The following is a 19,920-nucleotide window of genomic DNA, read 5'->3' on the forward strand; positions in this document are numbered from 1 at the left end:
GCGCTGCCAACGCAGTGAAGAAGCAACAACGTCGGACGTGCCGGGACCAGCGCAGGTGAAGGGTTCCAGCCGTGGACGCGCAGCTGCGGCAAGTGATTGACGGGCAGAAGGTCGGACGTGCCGGGACCGAAGCGGTTGAAGGGTCCTGGCCGTGGACGCGCTGCCAACGCAGTGAAGAAGCAACAACGTCGGACGTGCCGGGACCAGCGCAGGTGAAGGGTTCCAGCCGTGGACGCGCAGCTGCGGCAAGTGATGCATTAGGTCAAGGAAGTAGGAGATAGCGAAAGGAGTGTTGAACGCCATCAGGATCGCCCGTTGCCGGCTGATGTTCCGCCGCACGGGTACCGCAGTCCCACGGATTGGAAGGTGGTCTACGGTCACGCATACGCGATCCCCGCATCCCCGCCCCCATCGGGCGGCCAATGCGGAAGAAACAGGTCGGCCCCAGGGCCGGTAGATGGTGTTGAACCTCGCGGGCCCCGGCGCATCATGGCGCCGGGGCCCCTGTTGGCATTATGGGAAGGCTGTATGGATCGAACACTGATGGCGTCGGCCGTCCGCTCAGAGCCCCGGCTCCGCGACACCGCCGACAAGGCTGAAACGGCCGACAAGGCCGACACCGCGGGAAGGGCCGAGGGGCTCCCCGCCACGCCGAGTGACATCTCCGGTCACCGGTTCGACGACGAGGACTACCCCGCCTACAGCATGGGCCGCGCCGCCGAGATTCTCGGCGTCACCCCGGCGTTCCTGCGTAACCTGGGCACCGCCAGACTGATCGAGCCGCAGCGCTCCGAGGGTGGTCACCGCCGCTACTCGCGCTACCAGCTACGCCTGGCCGCCCGCGCACGAGAACTGGTCGACCAGGGCACCGCCCTGGAGGCCGCCTGCCGCATCATCATCTTGGAAGACCAGCTCGCCGAAGCCCTGCGCATCAACACCGAGCTCCAGCAGGTACGCGACCGACGATCCGACAGCGCGGACCGCCGCTCGGCGTGAGGGCCGGTGACCTCGCCCTTGATCGCCCTCGTCGCCCCGGCGTCGTCACCGCGACAGTTCACGGCTGCCCTGCCTCGCACAGACAGGGCAGCCCTGTCCGTCGGCCGTCGGGAATCGAACGGGTTGCGTCTCCCGTAGGGGGAGGCGCGAGGGTGAGGGCATGAACGGTGACACGCTCTACTCGATCGGTGATCTGGCCCGGCGGACCGGGTTGACGGTCAAGGCCATTCGGTTCTACTCCGACCGTGGGATCGTGCCGCCGACCGACCGCAACCCGGCCGGCCACCGCCTCTACGGCCTCGACGCCGTCGCACGCTTGGATCTCCTGCGGACGCTGCGCGCCCTGGGAGTGGACCTTCCCACGATCCGGAGGGTCGTGAACCGGGAGATCTCGCTTCCCGAGGTCGCCGCGGCGCACGCCGAGGCACTGGCGGCGCAGATCCGAGTGTTACGTCTGCGGCACGCGGTGCTGACGGCGGTGGCCAAGCGCGGGTCCACCCCTGAGGAGATGGATCTCATGCACCAGCTGGCCAGGCTTTCCGAAGACGAACGTCGACGTCTGATCGGCGATTTCCTCGACACCGCCTTCGGCGGCCTGGAGGCCAACGCCGGATTCGCGGGGATCATGCGTTCGATGACCCCCGAGCTGCCCGACGATCCCGAGGCCGAGCAGGTCGAGGCGTGGGTGGAGTTGGCCGAACTGTCCCAGGACCCGGATTTTCGCGCCGGCGTGCGGCGCATGGTCGAGCACCATGTGGCCGAGCGTGCCCAGGGCGACACCGCGGTCCTGCGCCGCGACTCCACCGCGATGGTCCGTGACCAGGTCGGCCCGGCCCTGGCAACCGGCATCGACCCGGTCTCGCCCCAGGCCGATCCGGTCGTCGCGGCGGTCACGGCTCAGTACGCGCAGGTCTTCGGCTGCGTGGACGACGTCGACCTTCGGCGCCGGCTGTTGGCCCGGCTGGAGACCGCGAACGACCCTCGCCGGGAGCTGTACCTTCGGCTGCTCTCAGTGATCAACGGCTGGCCGGCCCCGGAAAGCCTGACGGAAGTACTCGACTGGTTCATCCAGGCCTTGCGCGCCCGGATATCGGGGTAGCGGCCCGACTCGACCAGAACCGGGCACCAGGCGGTCGCCTCTTCGATGATCTTACTTAGGTGAAGTCTGCGTTGATGTCACCGCCTGGGCGTGGAAGATGAGAAGCGGAACGGTGCCTACGAGGTGCCGTACGGACTGGTCACCGGCGAATCCGGTACAGCACGTGCCGGCGTAGCGGCCAGTCGGGCACCTTCGGGTGGTCGAAGTCGGCGGCGGGGTCGCGGGTCATGCCGATCCGGCGCATCACCGCCTGGGAGCGCAGGTTGGTGGTGGTCGTGATGGCGACGACCTCCGGTAGGTCCAGGGTCTTGAAACCGAACTCCAGGCAGGCCAGGGCGGCCTCGGTGGCATAGCCGTGGCCCCACGCCGAGCGGGTCAGCCGCCAGCCGATCTCCATCTCGGTGAACGGCATGCCCTCGTCCGCCGGGTCCAGGCCGGTGAAGCCGATGAACTCACCGGTCGCCAGGACCTCCACCGCCCACCACCCGTGACCCCGCTGTTCGAGTCCGGCCTGGAAGAGCGCGATCGAAGCGGCACTCTGCTCACGTGTCAGCAGGTCCGGGAAGTGCTCCCGGACCTCGGGATCGGCGTTCATCGCCGCCCAGGGGTCCAGGTCGGAGTCCCGCCAGTGGCGGAGCAGGAGGCGATCGGTACGTAGTTCGGACATGCCGCCAGGCTAGGGCGACCAATCTCGGAGAATCGACCGGTTTTCCGGGGGAGTGTCGGCACCTCGATGTCCCGAGCCCCGGGTGCCGGTCGGCCACCACCGGCGACGAGGCGCCTCTCTTCCGCAAGGTCTGCGAATGTGGCGCCTGCTTACAGATATTTGTCGGCTTATATAGCTGATCGTCCTGAATTTGCTAGATATGGCACCTGGAATCGGTTTGCCCGTAAATGCATATTGGGGGTTGCCGATCGAATAGGCGGGGTCTAGCTTTGGTCGCGATCTTGAACCCCTCAGTCAAGGAGCGGTGTCAGCATGTCCGAAAACGAAAGAGACGAGCACGGCGGCAGGTTCAGCCGCCGCGCGCTGGTGGGAGGCCTGGCCGCCACCGGCGTGGGCGCGATGTCGCTGTGGGCCGCCGAACCGGCCGCGGCCAACACCGATCCGTCGGTGTTCATCGTGGACGTCAAGGATCACGGCGCCAAGGGGGACGGCGTCACCGACGACTCGGACGCCATCAAGGCCGCGGTCACCGCAGCGATCGCCGGCCGGACCAATGGCGTGGTGAAGAAGGAGATCTACTTCCCGCCGGGCACGTACAAGGTGACCAAGAAGGACACCCTGATGTGGTCGCCCACCGGCGGAAGAGCCGACCAGATCTTCGGTCTGCGCTTCCGCGGCGCCGGCCCGCGGGTGACCACCATCAACTTCGCCACCGACTTCACCGCCAACAGCGACCCCCGCGAGAACAACCTGATCACGGCCGCCGTCCGGTTGCGGTACGCCTACTTCCAGGACATGGCGTTCCAGTCCACCAACCCCAACAACCGCTTCGCGTACTACTGGTCGGTCGACACCATCGACGACACCTCTCAGTACCCCGAGTACGGCAACGGCCAGAACCAGTACTTCGTCTACCAGAACATCGAATGGAAGGGCGCCTGGGACCGGGTCATCGGCATCGACGGCGACCACGAGGCCAACAACAACAGCGAGCACCACTTCATCCTGTGCTCAACCGACACCGCCTCCGTCTACACCGACGCCTTCCTGCACTGCGGGATCTCCAGCCCGTCCAGCCGCAACCAGCAGAACCAGTTCCTCAACTACTTCATGCTGTCCTGCAACTTCGCGCTCGCAGGGGGTGACTTCTTCCGCTTCGACCGGGGCGGTTCCATCAACGTGATCGGCGGCTCCTGGTCGATGGTCGGCTCCAGCCCCGCCCGGTACTTCTACATGCCGCTCGCCAACGGGGAGATCGGCGCGACCCGGCTGAGCGTCAGCGGGGTGCGCTTCGAGCCCAAGAGTGCCAACCACAAGATCATCGACTGTAACTGGAACAACGGCTCGGTCCTCTTCACCTCCTGCTCCGACCTGGCCGCCCTCCAGTACTCGTCGGCCGCCGGCTTCAACCTGCACCGGTACGCCGCCACCTCCAACCGGCTGCCGATCGCCCGTTACCAGGACTGCACGCTGGCCGGGTACCACCTGGTGGACGCCGCGGGCTCCACCGTGACGAACGGAAAGATGATCTACGAGGGCTGCCGTTTCTACCACACGAACACCGCCGTGGGCACCACCTCCAGCTCGGCCTTCCTGCGCTACGCGAGCGCCCCGGCCCGTTACGCCTTCCGTGACTCCTGGGCCACCGCCGACGTCGCCGGCTGACCCACCCGCATCCCGCCACGTCCCGTCCCGTTCGCGGCGAGCGCCATAGAACGGGGACGTCATCGCTCTTCCGGACCGACGTAGCGGAGGACGTCCAGGTCGGCCCGCGCGGGCCGACCTGGACGTCACATGATCAGACGAGGTCGAACCGGTCCAGGTTCATCACCTTGTCCCACGCCGCGACGAAGTCCTTCACGAACTTCTCCTTCGCGTCATCGCTCGCGTAGACCTCCGCGAGCGCACGCAGCTCGGAGTTCGACCCGAAGACGAGGTCGACGCGGGTGCCGGTCCACTTGACCTCGCCGGTGGCGGTGTCGCGCCCCTCGAAGACGTTCGCGTCCTCGGAGGTCGCCTTCCACGCCGTGCCCATGTCGAGCAGGTTGACGAAGAAGTCGTTGGTCAGCACCCCGGGGGTCGCGGTGAGGACACCGAGCGGCGACCGCTGGTGGTTCGCGTCCAGGGCACGGAGGCCACCGACGAGGACCGTCATCTCGGGGGCGCTCAGGGTCAGCAGGTTCGCCCGGTCGACCAGCAGGAACTCGGCCGGCAGCCGGTTGCCCTTCCCGAGGTAGTTGCGGAACCCGTCAACGGTCGGCTCAAGCGCGGCGAACGACTCCACGTCGGTCTGCTCCTGCGACGCGTCCACCCGGCCCGGCCTGAACGGGACCTCGATGTCGACACCGGCGTCCTTGGCGGCCCGCTCGACGCCCACACCACCGGCGAGCACGATCAGGTCGGCGAGCGAGATCTGCTTGCCACCGGTCTGGGCGGTGTTGAACGCCTCGGCGATCCCCTCCAGGGTGCTCAGCACCGTCGCGAGCCGGTCGGGGTCGTTGACCTCCCAGCCGCTCTGCGGCTCAAGGCGGATACGCGCACCGTTGGCGCCGCCGCGCTTGTCGCCGCCGCGGAAGGTCGAGGCCGACGCCCACGCGGTGGACACGAGATCGGACACCGACAGGCCCGAGGCGAGGATCCGCTCCTTGAGGGAGGCGATGTCCGCGGCGTCGACGAGCTCGTAGGTCACCTCGGGGAGGGGGTCCTGCCACAGCAGCGTCTCGGTCGGGACCTCCGGGCCGAGGTAGCGCACGACCGGGCCCATGTCGCGGTGGGTCAGCTTGAACCACGCGCGGGCGAAGGCGTCCGCGAACTCGTCGGGGTTCTCGTAGAAACGCCGCGAGATCGGGCCGTAGATCGGGTCGAACCGGAGCGCGAGGTCGCTGGTCAGCATGGCCGGCGCGTGACGCTTCGACGGGTCGTGGGCGTCGGGCACCGAGTCCTGACCGGCGCCGTGCTTCGGGCGCCACTGGTGCGCGCCGGCCGGGCTCTTGGTCAGCTCCCAGTCGTAGCCGAACAGGTTCCAGAAGAAGTTGTTGGTCCACTTCGTCGGCGTCGAGGTCCAGGTGACCTCCAGACCGCTGCCGATCGTGTCCGCGCCCTTGCCGGTGCCGTAGGTGCTCTTCCAGCCGAGACCCTGCTGCTCGATGGGGGCGGCCTCGGGGTCGACGCCGACGTGGTCCGCAGGGCCTGCGCCGTGGGTCTTGCCGAAGGTGTGACCGCCCGCGATCAGGGCGACCGTCTCCTCGTCGTTCATCGCCATCCGGCGGAACGTCTCACGGATGTCGCGGGCCGAGGCCAGCGGGTCCGGGTTGCCGTTCGGGCCCTCCGGGTTGACGTAGATCAGGCCCATCTGGACCGCGCCGAGGGGGTTCTCCAGCTCCCGGTCGCCGGTGTAGCGCTGGTCGTCGAGCCAGGTGGACTCGGGACCCCAGTAGACGTCCTCGTCGGACTCCCAGACGTCCGCACGGCCGCCGGCGAAGCCGAAGGTCTTGAAGCCCATCGTCTCCAGGGCGACGTTGCCGGCCAGGATCATGAGGTCGGCCCAGGAGATCTTCTGGCCGTACTTCTTCTTGACCGGCCACAGCAGACGGCGGGCCTTGTCGAGGTTCACGTTGTCCGGCCAGCTGTTGAGCGGCGCGAAGCGCTGCTGGCCGGCCCCGGCGCCGCCGCGGCCGTCGCTGATCCGATAGGTGCCCGCGCTGTGCCACGCCATCCGGATCATGAACGGGCCGTAGTTGCCGTAGTCGGCCGGCCACCAGTCCTGCGAGGTGGTCAGCACCTCCGCGATGTCCTGTTTCACGGCCGCGAGGTCGAGGCTCTCGAACGCCTCGGCGTAGTCGAACTCCTCGCCGAGCGGGTTGGAGACGGCGGGGTTCTTGGCGAGGATCTTCAGGTTGAGCCGCTCCGGCCACCACTGGTGGTTTCCGCCACCCTGGGTCGGGTGCGGGGCGCGCTGGTGCGCGACCGGGCAGCCACCTTCGCCCTCCGTCTTCGCGTCTACGACGATTGCGTCATGGTTCTCAGACATGGAATCCTTCTGAAGTAAGAAGATCACTGTGCTCAGGAACTACGGGCGGTGGAACAGTCGGGGCACAGGCCCCAGTAGATGACCTCGGCCTCGTCGATCGAGAAGCCGTGGTCGTTGGACGCGGTCAGACAGGGAGCCTCCCCGGCCGCGCAGTCGACGTCGGCGACGGCACCGCACGATCGGCACACGACGTGGTGGTGGTTGTCTCCGACGCGTCCCTCGAACAGGGCTGGGCTGTCGCCCGGTTCGATGCGGCGTACGAGTCCCGCCGCGGTGAGCGCGTGCAGGGCTTCGTACACAGCTTGAAGGGAGATGTGGCCCACGCGATCGCGCACCCCGGAGGCGATCGCCTCGACGCCGAGGTGATCACCGTCCCGGACGGTCTCGAGCAGTGCGACGCGGGCGGCCGTCACCCGCAGGCCTGCCCCGCGCAGTTCCTCGGCGGTGTTCGGAGTCCTGGGTGCGGTCATGGCGCCAAACCTACCGTCATAAACACGAACGATACAAGAGAACGAACAATCCAAGTCTAGCGCCGTACGGCCCCGGGGTGATCGCGATCATCTCGCGGCAGGGCCGCGCCGGACGCGGTGCGTCCCGCCGCCGAGAGGCGTCAAAAGCCGAAACCAAGGTGCCCTGCCGCCTTTCCCCGGTAGCGTCCGATCTTCGAACAGGTGCCGAACCGCGGATGGACCCATGGTGAAGAAGCTGATCGTCCGGCTCTGGAGGCTCGTCAACGGCTCGCTCCAGTGGCGCATCCTCTGGCTCCGGCACGCCAAGTTCACGGTCGGTGTGACCGGGGTGGTACGCGACGCGGACGGCAACGTGCTCCTGCTGAAGCACCGCTTCTGGCCGGTCGGCAGGCAGTGGGGGCTGCCGACCGGCTGTGCGAACAGCTCGGAGACCTTCGAGGACACGGTCTGCCGCGAGGTGCGGGAGGAGACCGGGCTGAAGGTCCGCGTCGGAGAGCTCGTCCGGCTGAAGAGCGGCTACAAGCTGCGCCTGGAGGTGGCGTACGAGGCCGAGTTCGTCGGTGGCACGCTCGAGATCGACGACTTCGAGATCCTGGAGGCGAGATGGTTCGCGCCGGACGAGCTGCCGGAGGAGATGCAGGAGTCGCACCGCCTTCTCATCCACCGCGGGCGTCTCTAGCCTCCGTGCCGTGGACGACGCCGACCACGATGGAATCCGGCGGGTCGTGCTCTCGGTCGACTCGCGTCGGGACGGGTGTCCCCGGCTCTCAGGTGGCCGTCTCCTCGGCGATGGAGTCGACCCGGTCGGGATAGAAGGCGACATGGTCCTTGATATCGGCGACGGCCGGGTGCGGCGACTCGTAGAACCAGACCGCGTCCACCGACCGCTTCCCGTCCACCGCGACGGTGTAGTAGCCCGCGTCGCCCTTGTACGGGCAGTAGGTGGCGGTGCCGGTCCGTTCCAGCAGCGAGCGGTCGACGTCGGCGATCGGGATGTACTGAACCGGCGGGTACGACGCCTCTCGCAGCGTCAACGCCCGCCGCGAGTCGGCGACCACCCGGCCGCCCAGCGAGACGACGATCCGGGCCGGGTTCGCCTCGATCGTGATCGGATGATCGGGGCCGGGCTGCAGGACGGGCTTGTCGGTCATGGCGCGAACTCCTTTCTTCCAAAGGTACCTACAGCGATACGGCGCATGCGGGAAACGGGCCTAGCGCTGCCACGCCGCCAGCAGATCTTCCGGTGTCCAGGCCGCGGCCAGCGGAAGTCCCGGTTCGTACCCCGACCTGGACACCGCCACTTTCGGTGTCTCCGTGGTCACCCCGGGAACGGCCGCCGAACCCTGGACCAGCGCGTCGTAGTCGTGGCGGTCGAACGGCCGGGCGTCGAGCCATTTGATCGATCCGACGAAGTGGACCCTGCTCGCGACAGGTTCCCGGTCCGCGCCCACGAGATCGATTTCGGGATTGTTCTGCCGATTCCACCACCCGCCCACGGCCTCGGTGTCCGGCCACGCGTCATCCGGAAGCATTCTGGCCAGGCAGTCACGTACGAGTGGCTCCACCGCGCGACCTCGCCAGGTCGTCCAGGAACGTTCGATCCGTCGCAACGCCAGATCCGGTCGGCCTCTTTCACTGTCGGCAATGGCCCGCTGCAGGAACGCCAGCCAGAACCGGAGATAGTGGTCGGCCACCCGGTACCGCTTGTTCTTGGTGTCGGGCCGGTCGGAGAGCGGGAGGTCGGTCGCCACCACGCGCTTGGCGATCAGGTTCGTGAGGATCGGTGCCAGGGTGCCGGACGGCAACGGTGTCGCTCCTCCCACATTGGCGGCGATCGTGCTGAAGGTGCGTTCTCCGGTTCCGATGGCCTCCAGCACGGTCCGGGCGTAGGTCGCCGACGGGAATTCTCCGAGCAGGGACAACTCGCCGGAGGCGAGAAGAGGTGAAAGCGGGTTGGCAAGGCTGTCGCGCAGGAAGTCGATCCTGGACATGCCGTGCTCCCACGAACGGACCACCTCGGGGAAGCCTCCGGTGACGAGCAGCGCGTCCACGGCGTCGGCGGCGGGCAACCCCGTCATGTCGGCGACGTCCTGAAGAGCAAGAGGCCTCAGCGTCATGTGAGCGGCCCGGCCGAAGAAGGGGCGGCCGTACTCCTGCAGGGATTCCATCACCGACAGGTCGCTTCCGACGAGGATCAACAGGATCGGCCGGGCTGAGAGATACCTGTCCCAGGCCGTCTGCAGGGCACCCTCGAACTCCCCGTCCTGCTCGATCAGCCACGGAACCTCGTCAAGAACCACGATGCACGGGGTCTCATCACCCGCGGCCAGCGCCAGTGACCTGAGGGTGTGGTTCCAGTCCTGCGGTGCGGCGCCCTGGAGGAACTCGGCGCCTGCGAGTCCCGAGCAGGCGACGGTCTCGGCGAAGTCATTACGCTCCGCGACCGGACTGCGGCCTCTCGTCGCCTGGAAGACGACGTACGGCAGGCCGGAACGATCACAGAACTCCTGCACCAGGCGGGACTTGCCCACTCGCCTGCGGCCAGTGATGATCACTGCCCGGCCTCGCGTCCCTCCCCTGCCCTCTGTCGCGAGCCGCAACTGCGCGTCGAGTTGATCGAGGTCGAAGGCCCTGCCGGTAAATTTCATCGATCCAACCTTAGTAATAAACAATCTTACTTAGGCTGAGCCTATATTAATGCCGTCGCCTGGGCACGGAAGACGAGAAGCGGAACGAGAGCCCCAGGTGAGGGCCTGGATCGCCGCGGAGCACGACCCCCCGCGCATCAGCGGCCTGACGGTCGGCTTCGGCCCCGCCGAGCATCCGCCGGGCGCATAGGAGCCGGGCGCATAGGAGCCGGGCGCACAGGAGTCGGGTGCGTGGGAGCCGGGCGCACAGGATCCGACGGCCGGGCAGTCGGGGCGCGTGCGAGGATGTGGCGTGAGTTTTGAACTCGGAGTCTGGCTCGGGGCCGAACCGATCACCGCGCAGGAGGCGCTTCGCAGGTATCTCGTCTGGAGCCGGAGCGACGCCGTGCCCGGTGAGCCGCGCCCGGAGACGGCGGCCTTCTACGAGGAGCTGACCTCGCTCTTCCCGGACCTGACCGCCGAGAACTACGCGGTCTCGCCGTGGTCCGCACCGCTGGTCGTGGGGGAGGAGTTCGTGCTGATGGACGCGGTCTTCCCACGCTCCGGAGAGGTGTGCCGCGTGGTGCTGGAGCTGGCCCGGCGGCATCCTCTGGTGCTGTTCGAACCGTAGGCCCGGCGTGATCGACTTCCGGGAGGCGGGCGACGGGTGACCGGGGTACCCCCTCCGCCCAGGGCGTGTCCGCCTCCGGGGGGAGACGGTGTCCGCCCAGCGGTTGATCTTCTGCTCGCCGGGGCTCCAACGGCCCGTTACTGTCCGGGCCGCTGCCTAGTGTCCCTCATGGCGAAGGCGCCGCACGTTTGCGTCCGGGCGATCCGGACCGGTTCTCGGGAGATGCCGTCATGACCGTGTGGGAAGAAGTCCGCGACCTCATCGGCACCGGTGATGCCTTCAAGGTCGCGGCCAGGGTCGCCGACCTCGACGACGCCGGGCGGAGGGAGGTGGCCCGGGAACTACCGGGTCACATCCAGGAGGCCCGCAGGGAGGTGGAACGGCGGCTGAGTGAGCGCGGGGAGGAGTACGACCGGATCCGCCTGGCCCGGGGGGAGGCGTACAAGCGGTTCGCCCGCGAACGCGGGGTGCCCGAGCATGAGATCCACCGGCGGTGGGCGGAGACCCTCGGCTGGGGCGGCGACATGGAGGGCACCTGGGAGGGGCCCAAGAACAATCGGGAGTACTACAGAGCGTTTCCGCCCCCGTTCGATGGCGATGCCTGGATCGACCCGATGCGGGTCGCGGGGGCGGGCACGCTCCCCGGTGCGGCGGCCGTGGTCGCCTGGCTCAACCGGCGCGACTTCGAACGCCGCCATCGCTCCGCCGACCTCGTCGAGCCGGTGCTCCAGGCGGTCGCCACCCGCCCTGCCGAGTGGCAGGCCGATCTCGCCGTACGGCTCGCGCTCCGGGTGCGTGTCCGGCGCGGAGGCTGGGAGGGCGATCCCCGCGACCGGAACCTGCCGCTCACCCTGGCACTGCTGGGCCGCACCGGCGCCACGCCGCCCGAGCACGACCCGCTCGTGCTCGCCTGGGTCGGCACACCGCCGACCGCGGAGCGGCTGCGCGAGGACCCGCTGCTCGACGTGCTGCTGCCCAGGCTCTTCCAGGCGCAGGGGGTGGGCCGCGCGCTGCGCGAGGAGCGGGCCGACCCGCTCGCGGCCGAGTCGTGGCTGGGCGCGCTGCGCACCCTGGCCGCCGAGGGAAGGGTGAGCCGGGAGGCGTTGCTGAAGGGCTGCGTGGGCCGGTTCCTGCGCGGGGGCGGCGCGACCGACCTGCGGTTCTTCGCCCGCCTGCACGAGCTGCTCGAACCGTCTCCCGCCGAGGTGGCCTCCCGCGCCGGTGACTACCTGCGGCTGCTGCCGACGGCGCCGGGGCCGGTGGCCGAACTGTCGTTCAGGCACCTGCGTCACCTGGACTCCCTCTCCGGGGACAACGCGGCCGGCCTCGACCCCGACGACGTGAGCGAGGCCCTGTCCGGCCTGCTGTTCCGCGCGGAGAGCGGGCTGGTCAAGGCCGGGCTGGCCTGGCTGGACCGGCTCCTCCAGCGGGAGCCGGAACGGGCCGACGAACTGTCGCCGGCTCTGGCGTTGGCGCTCGGCCACGAGGCGCCCGCCGTCCAGGAGCGGGCCGTGCGCCTGCTGGTCGGGCACGCGGCGGCCTTCGGCCCGCTCGGTGCCGAGACCGTACGGGACGCCTCCGGGCAGCTTCCGGCCGGCCTGTCCAACAGGTTGGTCGCGGTCTTCGGCGGAGATCTCCAGGAGGAACCCGAGCCCGAGCCGGAGCCGGAGGAGCCCTTCGTCCCCGCCGAGATCCCCGAACCGCCGCCCGCCACGGTGTTCCCGGTGCCGCGGACGCCCCGGCAGGTGGCCGCCCTGTTCGGGAAGAAGGACTGGGCCGAGGCCGAGGGATTCCTCGGAGGGTTCGTCCGCCTCGCCGCCGGAGATCCCACTGGGCTCCGGGACGCGCTGGCGGCACGTTCCGAGAGGCCGCCGACGCAAGGCGACTGGACGAGTCCCGAGTGCTGGGGCGCCGCGATCGTGGCGGAGTTCGTCGATCCCGGCGCGGAGCTCCCGGAGCCCGGGGCCGGGGCCGGCCTCCCCACCGACCTGCGGCCGGAGTCGCCGTCGGAGTCACTGTCAGAGTCACTGTCGGAGTCACTGTGGGCGAGGCTTCCCGGCCGGGATGAGGTCTGCGCGCCGGAGTGGCTCGTGCTGCGCCGCCACGCGGAGATCCTCGACGCTCTCAAGGAGGGCGTCCTGCCGCCGCTGCTGCTGGCCACGCCCACCCTCTCCACCGGCCACCTCGACCCGGTGGAGCTGGTCGCCAGGATCGAGGAACTGGAGCGGACGGGTGTGGAACCGCTTCCGGCCGATCTGGCGCAGGCGCTGCTCCGGCTGCCCAGGGAGGCCGATCCCGTCGCGGTGACGCGGGCCGCCGCGCTGACCTCGGCGGCCGGGCGCGAGGCCGCCCGCTGGCTGGCGGGGAACGGGTTGCCCGATCCGGTGGTGACCGTCCGCCGGTTCTGCTCTCCCAGTGCGAAGCCGGACTGGGGGCTCGAGGAGGATCCGGCCGGGCACTGGCTCGACGAGCGCGAGCCGCAGGGGGCTCTTGAAGCATGGCAGACCCTGGCGGTGGCCTCCATCACGCCGAGCGACAGCACGGTGACCGGCAGCACGATGACCGACAGCGCGCCGAGTGACATCACCCCGAGCGACCGCGCGGACGAGGAGGCGGGAACGTCGGCCGGTGAGCGGACGGTCCGTGCCGCGGCGTCGCTGATCGCCGGACTCCTGGTCTCGCCGCCCCGGTTCCTGGAGGAGGGACGCGGCCATCACGGCAGGTTGATCGGCTGGTGGCCGGGGGTCATGCCGTCCCACCGCGAGGTGATCGCCGCGCACATGGTCCCGCTCAGGTTCCGCAGCGACTGGACCGGTGGCCTCGTCGACGGGCCGCGGCTCACCGACCTCGCGTGCGCGCGGGGACCGGTCGGGCAGGCGACCGCCCTGCTGCTGGTGGAACGGCTCGCCCTGAGCATGTCGGTGTACCGGCGCCGGGCCGTGCAGTACCTCCTGGCCACCGGTGACCTGCCCGCCACCCGGATGGGCACGGAGTTCGGGGAGCGGATACGCCGGGCCTGGCTCTCGATCTTCAGGTTCCGGACGATCATGGAGGACGCGGTCTGCGTGGGCACCCACCGCGAGGCGTGGGCCATGATCGCCGCCGCCCTGCCCGGTCTGCTGGCCGTCTCGGGCGGGCGGCCCTCCAAGGAACTGGTCGGTTTCCTGGCCTTCGCCCGGCGGGTGGCCCGGCGGGCGAAGGCGACCGGCGAGATCCCCGAGGTCACGGCGGTCGCCGGGCGCAAGGGTTCCACCCAGGTCATCCGCGAGTGCCGCGCCCTGCGCGACCTGCTCTCCGCGCAGTGACAGCCGGACGGCGTCGTTCTCGATCAGCGGCTGACCCCGTCGGACGGGCGGAGCAGGTCGAGGTCGGCACGGCGGGGGAGGCTCTCCCAGTCGCCGTCGGCGGTCACCGCGAAGGCCCCGGCGGCCGAGGCGGTGGCGAGGCGCCGCTCGGAGGTGGCCCCGGCGAGGGTCTCGGCGATCCAGCCGGCGGCGAAGGCGTCCCCGGCGCCCACCGGGTCGAGCTCGGCGACCCGGTGGGGCTCCGCGTGCCGTACGGTGCCGTCGGAGAGCTCGATCGCGCCGAGGGCGCCGCGTTTGATGAGGACGTGGCGCGGGCCGAGGTCCGACAGGGTGCGGGCCAGGGCGAGCGGGTCGTCGCCCTCGACGATCAACCTGGCCTCGGCCTCGGTGGCGAACAGGACGTCCACGGCGGCGACGGTCTCGCGCAGCGCGGCGGACGCCTCGGCGGGTGTCCACAGGGCACGGCGGTAGTTGATGTCCATCGACACGGTCGCGCCCGCGTCGCGGGCCTCGGCGATCGCGGCCCGCACCGCCTCGGCGGCCGACGCCGACAGCGCGAGGGTGATGCCGGTGACGTGCAGCACGCGTGCCGAGCGGATCAGCGAGACGTCCAGGTCGGCGGGGCGGAGCCGGGACCCGGCGCTCGCCGAGCGGTAGTAGCGCACGTCGACCACCTCGGACGTACGCCTGCTCTTGATCATCAGGCCGGTGGGCGCCTCGGGGTCGACCAGCATCCCCCGCACGTCGACGCCCTCGCCGGCCAGCGTCGAGCGGAGCAGTTCCCCGAACTCGTCGGCGCCCACCCTGCCGATCCAGGCCGCGCGCCCGCCGAGGCGGCAGACGCCGATGGCCACGTTGGACTCCGCGCCACCCACGCCGAGCCCGAAGTCGCGGGCGTGCCTGAGCGGGCCGGTGCGCCGCGCGCTGAACAGCGCCATGCTCTCGCCGAGCGTTACCAGGTCGGTCATCGGAAAACGTCTCCTCGGTAGGTCGGTGGGCGGGCCGTGCCCGGCTCGACCGATCAGCGGGTGGAGGCCCGGTCGACCGGCGTGTCCCCATAGTGGTGATCAACGGCAAAATAGGCGAGTACGGTCCCCGATGGCCACTGTGCGGCACGACGTTCGCGGAGCGGAAAAGGAGAGAGACCGGCCGGGTCCGGTTTCCCGGGCCGTCGTGTGGCGCGACGTGCGCGGAGTGAAGAAGGGGTGAGACCCGCCAGGCTCCGTTCTCTCCCGTACCGATAATTTTTGCCTGGACCAGGGCAGAACTGTCCCTCGGGATGGTTGACAGGCCAAAATTGGTCCGTGGTCAGGATCGGATCGGTAGGAATGAGCGATTGCGAGGGTGGGAGGCTTCCGCCAGTTCTGGGCCAGTTGTTCGCTGACGGGGCCGACGGGAGCAGCGGGGGAGAGGGCCGGAGGCTCTCGGTGGACCTGCCACCGGGTGACGTGGTGTGGCCCGACCCCGGTTACGCTCAGCTCTCCTTTCGTCGCCGTCCGGCGTTCTGGCTCAGCGAGGTGGCGGTCTCCGGCGAGTACTGGGCACGGCTGCGGGCGCAGCACGAGCACTCCGGCCTGTGGCCGGTGCTGCTGGAGGACTCGGTGCAGCCCTGGTCGGCCGGTCAGATCGCCCCGGACACCGCCGTCGAGATCGACAACTACCACGCGGCCGCCTTCATGGCCGAGGTCTGGTCCGACTGGATCGCCAAGGCGCACGTCGACCAGCTCGAAATCCTCGACCCCTTCGGAGTCGAATGTCCTGGTCCGGCCCCGGCGGGAAGGCTCGCCGCCGATCCCGGCGTGGTCGCCGACTGGTACGCCGGCCTGGTGGCCGAGCGCCGGACCCCGCTCGGGCTCGTCGCGGTCGAGCGCGGGGCCGACGCCCTCGCCGTGATGGGCTGGCAGGGCGCCCTGAACCACAACGAGTGGATGGTCCCGCTCGCGGCGGTGGTGCGGAGCTGGGAGGACAGGTTCGGGGTGCGGCTGGTCGGGATGGGGTTCAACACCCTCGACCTCAGCGTCGCCGCGCCCCCGACGACCTCGGAGCACGCCCTGCACGTCGCCGCGGAGCACTGGACGTTCTGCCCGGACAGCATCATCCAGGGCGCGGGGACCCTCGTCGACTACGCCGAGCAGATCAAGGGCAGGAACGCCTGGTCGTTCTGGTGGGACTGAGCTCGCCCCCGGAGGCGCGGCTTCCGGCGATGCGCGTCTTTGGCGGTGGTCCACTGTCTCTCCGGGCGTGAAAGGGCTTCGAGTGCGGACGACCCTCGGGCGACCGGGCTCCCCGCGGGGGCGGAAAGGTCTCGGATGCGGGGCTCCGGGGGCGAAACCCGGGATCGGCAAGACGTTCTCGCTGGTAGGGCGGCTGTTGGTGGGACGGGGTCTCCAGTGGGGCTTTCTTGAAGCTTGCAGGTAGATCTTCTGGGGTTTTCATGGCATTTGCTTTGCTTTGTCCGATTTCGGCGGGTAGTGTCCACGGATATCGGTTGGCGACCTGCCCTTCACAAGAGGGAGCGGCCGGCCGACGTCGAATCCCATCGGCCCCCAGGGGCCAGGGAACCGGGGAACCACTTTCCTGGGGTGAATCCGCTGCGAACGTGCGGCGGTAGGGCAACTCCACCGCCCGAACCCGTCAGCTAACCCGGTAGACGAGCTGGAGAGGAGATCCCCCTCATGGATCACCGCGTCACCACGTCGGTGCCCGCCCTGCCCGTGCCGACCACCTGAACCTCGTCCTTTCCTTCGCCGCGCCTGATCGCGGCGTCTGGACCGTGCTCCGCGTGACGACCCGCTGATCTCGCCACGCCACTTTTCCGAAGAGCGCGTCCCCGCCAGTGCACCTCTTGCCGTGTGTCGCAGCTGGTTGTCCCGTTCCCTCGCGAAAGAGCCCATTCTTCATGCGTCTTCCTTTCGGCCTGCCCGAGAACGGCCTGCCCAAGAGCCTCCCGTACAAGAACCGCCTCGCCACCGCCGCCCTCGTCGGTGCCGGCCTGCTCGTCTCCGGCGGCGTCGTCTCCGCGCTGCCCGCCTCCCCCGCGGCCGCCGCCCCCGCCTCCGTCGCCTCCCCCGGAGCGGACACCGAGCCGGTCGCCAACGGGGTCGTGCTCCTCCAGGGCTCGACCAGGGCCTCCTACTTCTGGGACGACTCCTCGGGCAGGGCCGGCGACACCGGTCTGCCGGCCAGTGGCAAGCCGATGCAGAAGGGCATGATCGCCAGCCCGAGCTGGCCCCTGTTCACCGAGGGCTACGTCGTCTACAAGGGCAAGAAGGCCAAGTTCTTCGTCGGTGACCGCGGTCCCGGCGTGCCCTCCAATTCGGGCGTCATGATCGACCTCGACGCCAAGACCTTCGCCGACCTGACCGGCGGCCGGTTCAACCCCGCCACGCTCGGCGTGGACGGCAACGGCGGCATGGGCCACATCGACGTCAAGTACGTGGTCACCAAGTGGGGGGACGGCGTGGGCAAGAAGAACCACCCCGTGGCGTTCTCCACCGGTGCCTGGCGTTACCGGGACGCGAACCCGGCGAAGCCCCCGCAGACGGCCCTGGTCAAGGCCGAGCAGTCCAAGAAGTCCGTGAAGACCCAGCAGGCGATCCAGACGTTCGCCAAGCCCAAGATCATGTCCGAGCCCCTCACCGCGCCCGAGGCGATCATCGCCGCCAAGCCGCTCGCCCTGTCCGGCGCCGCCGGGGCCGCCGAGCAGGAGGTCCGGGACCTGGGCGCCACCGCCCCGGTGGCGGCCGAGACCTCGACCGGTCCCTCCACGGCCGCCTCCCTGGCCCTGGCGGGAGTGCTCGCCGCGGGCGGCGGCACCTACCTGGTCGCCGGCCGTCTCCGCCGCAGGGCGGTCGCTGAGGAGAGTTGAGGTCCGGCGCGATCTCCGGCCCACCCCGCACCGACGCGATCGATGAGCTCACCGTCCCGGTGACGTCCGGGCGGTGAGCTCCTGTCGAGGCCCGTGCCCTTCCGCAAGGGCACGGGCCTCGGCAGGATCAGATCTCGAGTTTCTCCTCGATGCCGCGCAGGATGTGCCGCGCGAGCGCGAGGTTGGCCCGGTTCCGGTCGAGGGCCATGTAGATGAACAGGCCTTTGCCGCTCCGGCCGGAGAGCGGGCGGATCACGTGGTACTGCGTGCCGAGCGTGATGAGGATGTCCTCGATGCCGTCCTTGAGGCCGAGCGACTCCATGGTCCGCATCTTGGCCTTGACGACCTCGGTGTTGCCCGCGGCCGCCACCTGGAGGTCGAGATCCTTGGAGCCGCCGAGCGCGCCCAGCGCCATCCCGCTGTTGTAGTCGACGATGACCGCGCCGATGGCACCGTCGATCGCCATCATCTCCTTGAGAGAGATGTCCATGTTGCCCATTTCTGTCTCCGATCACTGGGTTATCGAGATACGCGAGGTGATGGCGGCCAACCTGGCCGCCGTCTTGCGGCCCTCCAGCCGGAGCAGCCCGAGATTGGTCCCCGGGCGTGCCAGGACTGTGAGGACGATCTTGGGTCCGGCGGCGTAGCAGGCCGTGTAGCCGTTGGTGCCGGAGATCAGCGTCTCCTCGAAGGTGCCCTTGCCGGCCATGTCGGTCATCCGGCGGCTGAGGGCCAGGAGCGCGGAGGAGAGCGCGCCGGTCTGCTCGGCGGCGATGTCACGGCCCAGATCGCTGGCCAGGGTCAGGCCGTCGACGCTGCACACGACGCTCCCGTCCACGTCCGGGATGCGCTCTCGCAGCAGCGCCATCTCCTGGCGTATCTCCTCACGCAGTTCCACCGGCACCCTCCTTCCGATCAGCTTCAGCGTCCGCAGCCTTATCGGCGGCATCGAACCAGGCTCAAGTCAGTGCCTCCAATGCGTTCCTGAGCCGGATGAGCAGGTTGACGTCGGTCGGGTCCCCGGTGGCTCCGGGGAGCGACGCGGGCGTCGCGAGGGAGCCCGTTCCGGCTGCCGGGATCTCCGAGGCCCCCCTCGTCCGTCTCGGCAGCGGGTCCTGCGCGGCGGGTGCGGCGGCCGCGTCGGGTTCCGGGACGCGCAGCAGCCCACGGGAGGCGAGCTGCCGTACGGCGAGCAGCACCGAGTACGCCGGGCGGCCCAGCCTGCGTGCCAGGTCGGCCGGGGTCGCCGTGGAGTCGGCGCCGACCAGTACCTCCCACTGCAGCGAGCTCAACACCACCCGCTGGGCGGCGATGCGCCTTCGCGGGATGACCGGGAGCGTGTCCAGCTCCGCGGACGGCCAGGTCTGTTCCAACTGAGCCTTCCTCCGCTTGCACTCCCGGAGCAGGCCGGCCGCGTCGAAGTACCACTGCGGTCCGAGCCAGTGCCGCTCTCCCCGCCGGAACCTGGGCCGGTGCCCGGTCGACTCCAGCAGGAAGTAGCTGGCGTCGAGCACCGTGCTCAGCACGCAGAATTCCAGCTCGCCCCTGGTGAGCAGCCCCTGGGCGAGGAGCCGGTCGCCTCCGAGGATCTGCGGGGCGGCGACCGGCGGCTCGCCGCCCCGCAGATCCTCGGTCGCGGCCTGCCTGGCCTGTCGTACGGCGTGGGCGGAGATCCCGCGGCAGGCCGCCAGCAGGTCCTCCAGCCGGGGGGCCGCCGCGCTCTCGGCGTAGGTCACGCGGCCGTCGGTGAGATAGATGGCGCCCGCCTTGCCGAGGCGGAGCGAGCCGGTGGCGCGATCACTGGCGAGCCCGCTGAGGATGATCTCGACGCTCGGCACGGCTTCACGTCGATATCAGGCGGCCGGAAAGGGCCTGGAGGCGGTGGCGGGCCAGTGCCAGGTTCGACCGTTCAAGGTCGAGCCTGACATAAATCACCAGGGGGCCGTCGAAAAGCGTTTCCAACGGCCGTAGCAAATGGTGGCCGCCGTCCGTGGTTATGATCATGTCGTCGATCCGGACCGCGCCGCCCGGTGCGGTGACGGCGAGTCCGTCCAGCGTCGCGCGCAGGGTCTCGCTCAGTCCCGCGGCCGATCGCTCCACGTCACCGTGGCGGCTCGCGCCACCGGTCGCCACGACCGTCCCGCTGGTCTGATCGATGAGGATCGCGTCCAGGGCGCCGGGGATGGCCATTACCTCAGTGAGGCAGTCTTCGATTCCGAGCACGTGC

Annotated in this window: 18 protein-coding genes and 1 riboswitch; of the genes, 8 read left to right on the forward strand and 10 right to left on the reverse strand. The window is 69.7% G+C overall.

What is annotated here, in order from left to right; translation table 11 throughout:
- Positions 1–705: 705 nt before the first annotated feature.
- Positions 706–996 (forward strand): MerR family transcriptional regulator, encoded by a 291-nt coding sequence (locus AB0K21_RS08590; protein ID WP_343975221.1) that lies wholly within the window; start codon positions 706–708, stop codon positions 994–996.
- 160 nt (positions 997–1,156) lie between these two features.
- On the forward strand, positions 1,157–2,095 hold the full coding sequence (locus AB0K21_RS08595; RefSeq protein ID WP_364148850.1) for a MerR family transcriptional regulator: 939 nt from the start codon (positions 1,157–1,159) through the stop codon (positions 2,093–2,095).
- 139 nt (positions 2,096–2,234) lie between these two features.
- Here AB0K21_RS08595 and AB0K21_RS08600 read toward each other — a convergent pair whose 3' ends face one another.
- Positions 2,235–2,762 carry a GNAT family N-acetyltransferase gene (locus AB0K21_RS08600; protein ID WP_343975179.1) on the reverse strand — a complete coding sequence of 176 codons (528 nt, stop codon included), beginning with the start codon at positions 2,760–2,762 and terminating at the stop codon, positions 2,235–2,237.
- Positions 2,763–3,074: 312 nt separating this feature from the next.
- Here AB0K21_RS08600 and AB0K21_RS08605 point away from each other — a divergent pair, with 312 nt between their 5' ends.
- Positions 3,075–4,427 carry a glycosyl hydrolase family 28-related protein gene (locus AB0K21_RS08605; protein ID WP_364148852.1) on the forward strand — a complete coding sequence of 451 codons (1,353 nt, stop codon included), beginning with the start codon at positions 3,075–3,077 and terminating at the stop codon, positions 4,425–4,427.
- 133 nt (positions 4,428–4,560) lie between these two features.
- On the opposite strand, the gene katG is transcribed toward AB0K21_RS08605, so the two are convergent.
- Together katG and AB0K21_RS08615 are read right to left on the reverse strand one after the other, a co-directional pair.
- The gene (gene katG, locus AB0K21_RS08610) at positions 4,561–6,792 is read right to left on the reverse strand and encodes a catalase/peroxidase HPI (RefSeq protein ID WP_364148854.1); all 2,232 of its coding nucleotides are present in this window, start codon (positions 6,790–6,792) and stop codon (positions 4,561–4,563) included.
- 32 nt (positions 6,793–6,824) lie between these two features.
- The gene (locus tag AB0K21_RS08615; RefSeq protein ID WP_030911883.1) at positions 6,825–7,262 is read right to left on the reverse strand and encodes a Fur family transcriptional regulator; all 438 of its coding nucleotides are present in this window, start codon (positions 7,260–7,262) and stop codon (positions 6,825–6,827) included.
- Positions 7,263–7,485: 223 nt separating this feature from the next.
- Here AB0K21_RS08615 and AB0K21_RS08620 point away from each other — a divergent pair, with 223 nt between their 5' ends.
- The gene (locus tag AB0K21_RS08620; RefSeq protein WP_343975190.1) at positions 7,486–7,941 is read left to right on the forward strand and encodes an NUDIX domain-containing protein; all 456 of its coding nucleotides are present in this window, start codon (positions 7,486–7,488) and stop codon (positions 7,939–7,941) included.
- 88 nt (positions 7,942–8,029) lie between these two features.
- Here AB0K21_RS08620 and AB0K21_RS08625 read toward each other — a convergent pair whose 3' ends face one another.
- Together AB0K21_RS08625 and AB0K21_RS08630 are read right to left on the reverse strand one after the other, a co-directional pair.
- Positions 8,030–8,413: a DUF427 domain-containing protein gene (locus AB0K21_RS08625; RefSeq protein WP_343975193.1), complete on the reverse strand. Its 384-nt coding sequence runs from the start codon at positions 8,411–8,413 to the stop codon at positions 8,030–8,032.
- 60 nt (positions 8,414–8,473) lie between these two features.
- Positions 8,474–9,910, reverse strand: coding sequence for an ATP-binding protein (locus tag AB0K21_RS08630; RefSeq protein WP_364148857.1), 1,437 nt, complete (start codon positions 9,908–9,910; stop codon positions 8,474–8,476).
- 292 nt (positions 9,911–10,202) lie between these two features.
- On the opposite strand from AB0K21_RS08630, the gene AB0K21_RS08635 reads away from it, so the two are divergent.
- Complete coding sequence (locus AB0K21_RS08635; protein ID WP_343975199.1) at positions 10,203–10,520, forward strand: hypothetical protein; 318 nt, start codon at positions 10,203–10,205, stop codon at positions 10,518–10,520.
- A gap of 230 nt (positions 10,521–10,750) precedes the next feature.
- Positions 10,751–13,825, forward strand: a complete 3,075-nt coding sequence (locus AB0K21_RS08640) for a DUF6493 family protein (protein ID WP_364148859.1) — start codon at positions 10,751–10,753, stop codon at positions 13,823–13,825.
- Positions 13,826–13,848: 23 nt separating this feature from the next.
- Here the strand turns inward: AB0K21_RS08640 and AB0K21_RS08645 are convergent, their stop codons facing one another.
- A complete protein-coding gene (locus tag AB0K21_RS08645; protein ID WP_364148861.1) occupies positions 13,849–14,793 on the reverse strand; it encodes a sugar kinase in 945 nt (314 codons plus the stop codon).
- A gap of 459 nt (positions 14,794–15,252) precedes the next feature.
- Here AB0K21_RS08645 and AB0K21_RS08650 point away from each other — a divergent pair, with 459 nt between their 5' ends.
- A complete protein-coding gene (locus AB0K21_RS08650) occupies positions 15,253–15,999 on the forward strand; it encodes a DUF4253 domain-containing protein (protein ID WP_343969671.1) in 747 nt (248 codons plus the stop codon).
- 343 nt (positions 16,000–16,342) lie between these two features.
- Positions 16,343–16,493, forward strand: a riboswitch (cyclic di-AMP (ydaO/yuaA leader).
- A 231-nt stretch (positions 16,494–16,724) separates the two neighbouring features.
- Complete coding sequence (locus AB0K21_RS08655) at positions 16,725–17,693, forward strand: hypothetical protein (RefSeq protein WP_364148863.1); 969 nt, start codon at positions 16,725–16,727, stop codon at positions 17,691–17,693.
- A gap of 127 nt (positions 17,694–17,820) precedes the next feature.
- Here the strand turns inward: AB0K21_RS08655 and AB0K21_RS08660 are convergent, their stop codons facing one another.
- The 4 genes from AB0K21_RS08660 to AB0K21_RS08675 all read right to left on the reverse strand — a co-directional run bounded on the left by AB0K21_RS08660 (position 17,821) and on the right by AB0K21_RS08675 (position 19,916).
- On the reverse strand, positions 17,821–18,192 hold the full coding sequence (locus tag AB0K21_RS08660) for a hypothetical protein (RefSeq protein ID WP_030911906.1): 372 nt from the start codon (positions 18,190–18,192) through the stop codon (positions 17,821–17,823).
- Positions 18,193–18,204: 12 nt separating this feature from the next.
- Complete coding sequence (locus AB0K21_RS08665; RefSeq protein ID WP_343969680.1) at positions 18,205–18,591, reverse strand: roadblock/LC7 domain-containing protein; 387 nt, start codon at positions 18,589–18,591, stop codon at positions 18,205–18,207.
- 61 nt (positions 18,592–18,652) lie between these two features.
- Positions 18,653–19,531 (reverse strand): hypothetical protein, encoded by an 879-nt coding sequence (locus tag AB0K21_RS08670; protein WP_343969683.1) that lies wholly within the window; start codon positions 19,529–19,531, stop codon positions 18,653–18,655.
- 4 nt (positions 19,532–19,535) lie between these two features.
- Positions 19,536–19,916, reverse strand: a complete 381-nt coding sequence (locus AB0K21_RS08675) for a roadblock/LC7 domain-containing protein (RefSeq protein ID WP_343969686.1) — start codon at positions 19,914–19,916, stop codon at positions 19,536–19,538.
- Between the last annotated feature and the right edge of the window lie 4 nt (positions 19,917–19,920).

Origin of the sequence: Streptosporangium sp. NPDC049248, from assembly GCF_040678965.1 — a bacterium.
GTDB classification, from domain to species: Bacteria; Actinomycetota; Actinomycetes; order Streptosporangiales; family Streptosporangiaceae; genus Streptosporangium; species Streptosporangium fukuiense.

Coding starts and splice junctions, on each gene's coding strand:
- AB0K21_RS08590 (WP_343975221.1), top strand. CDS start 706: ATGGGCCGCGCCGCCGAGATTCTCGGCGTCACCCCGGCGTTCCTGCGT.
- AB0K21_RS08595 (WP_364148850.1), top strand. CDS start 1,157: ATGAACGGTGACACGCTCTACTCGATCGGTGATCTGGCCCGGCGGACC.
- AB0K21_RS08600 (WP_343975179.1), bottom strand. CDS start 2,762: ATGTCCGAACTACGTACCGATCGCCTCCTGCTCCGCCACTGGCGGGAC.
- AB0K21_RS08605 (WP_364148852.1), top strand. CDS start 3,075: ATGTCCGAAAACGAAAGAGACGAGCACGGCGGCAGGTTCAGCCGCCGC.
- katG (WP_364148854.1), bottom strand. CDS start 6,792: ATGTCTGAGAACCATGACGCAATCGTCGTAGACGCGAAGACGGAGGGC.
- AB0K21_RS08615 (WP_030911883.1), bottom strand. CDS start 7,262: ATGACCGCACCCAGGACTCCGAACACCGCCGAGGAACTGCGCGGGGCA.
- AB0K21_RS08620 (WP_343975190.1), top strand. CDS start 7,486: ATGGTGAAGAAGCTGATCGTCCGGCTCTGGAGGCTCGTCAACGGCTCG.
- AB0K21_RS08625 (WP_343975193.1), bottom strand. CDS start 8,413: ATGACCGACAAGCCCGTCCTGCAGCCCGGCCCCGATCATCCGATCACG.
- AB0K21_RS08630 (WP_364148857.1), bottom strand. CDS start 9,910: ATGAAATTTACCGGCAGGGCCTTCGACCTCGATCAACTCGACGCGCAG.
- AB0K21_RS08640 (WP_364148859.1), top strand. CDS start 10,751: ATGACCGTGTGGGAAGAAGTCCGCGACCTCATCGGCACCGGTGATGCC.
- AB0K21_RS08645 (WP_364148861.1), bottom strand. CDS start 14,793: ATGACCGACCTGGTAACGCTCGGCGAGAGCATGGCGCTGTTCAGCGCG.
- AB0K21_RS08655 (WP_364148863.1), top strand. CDS start 16,725: ATGCGTCTTCCTTTCGGCCTGCCCGAGAACGGCCTGCCCAAGAGCCTC.
- AB0K21_RS08660 (WP_030911906.1), bottom strand. CDS start 18,192: ATGGGCAACATGGACATCTCTCTCAAGGAGATGATGGCGATCGACGGT.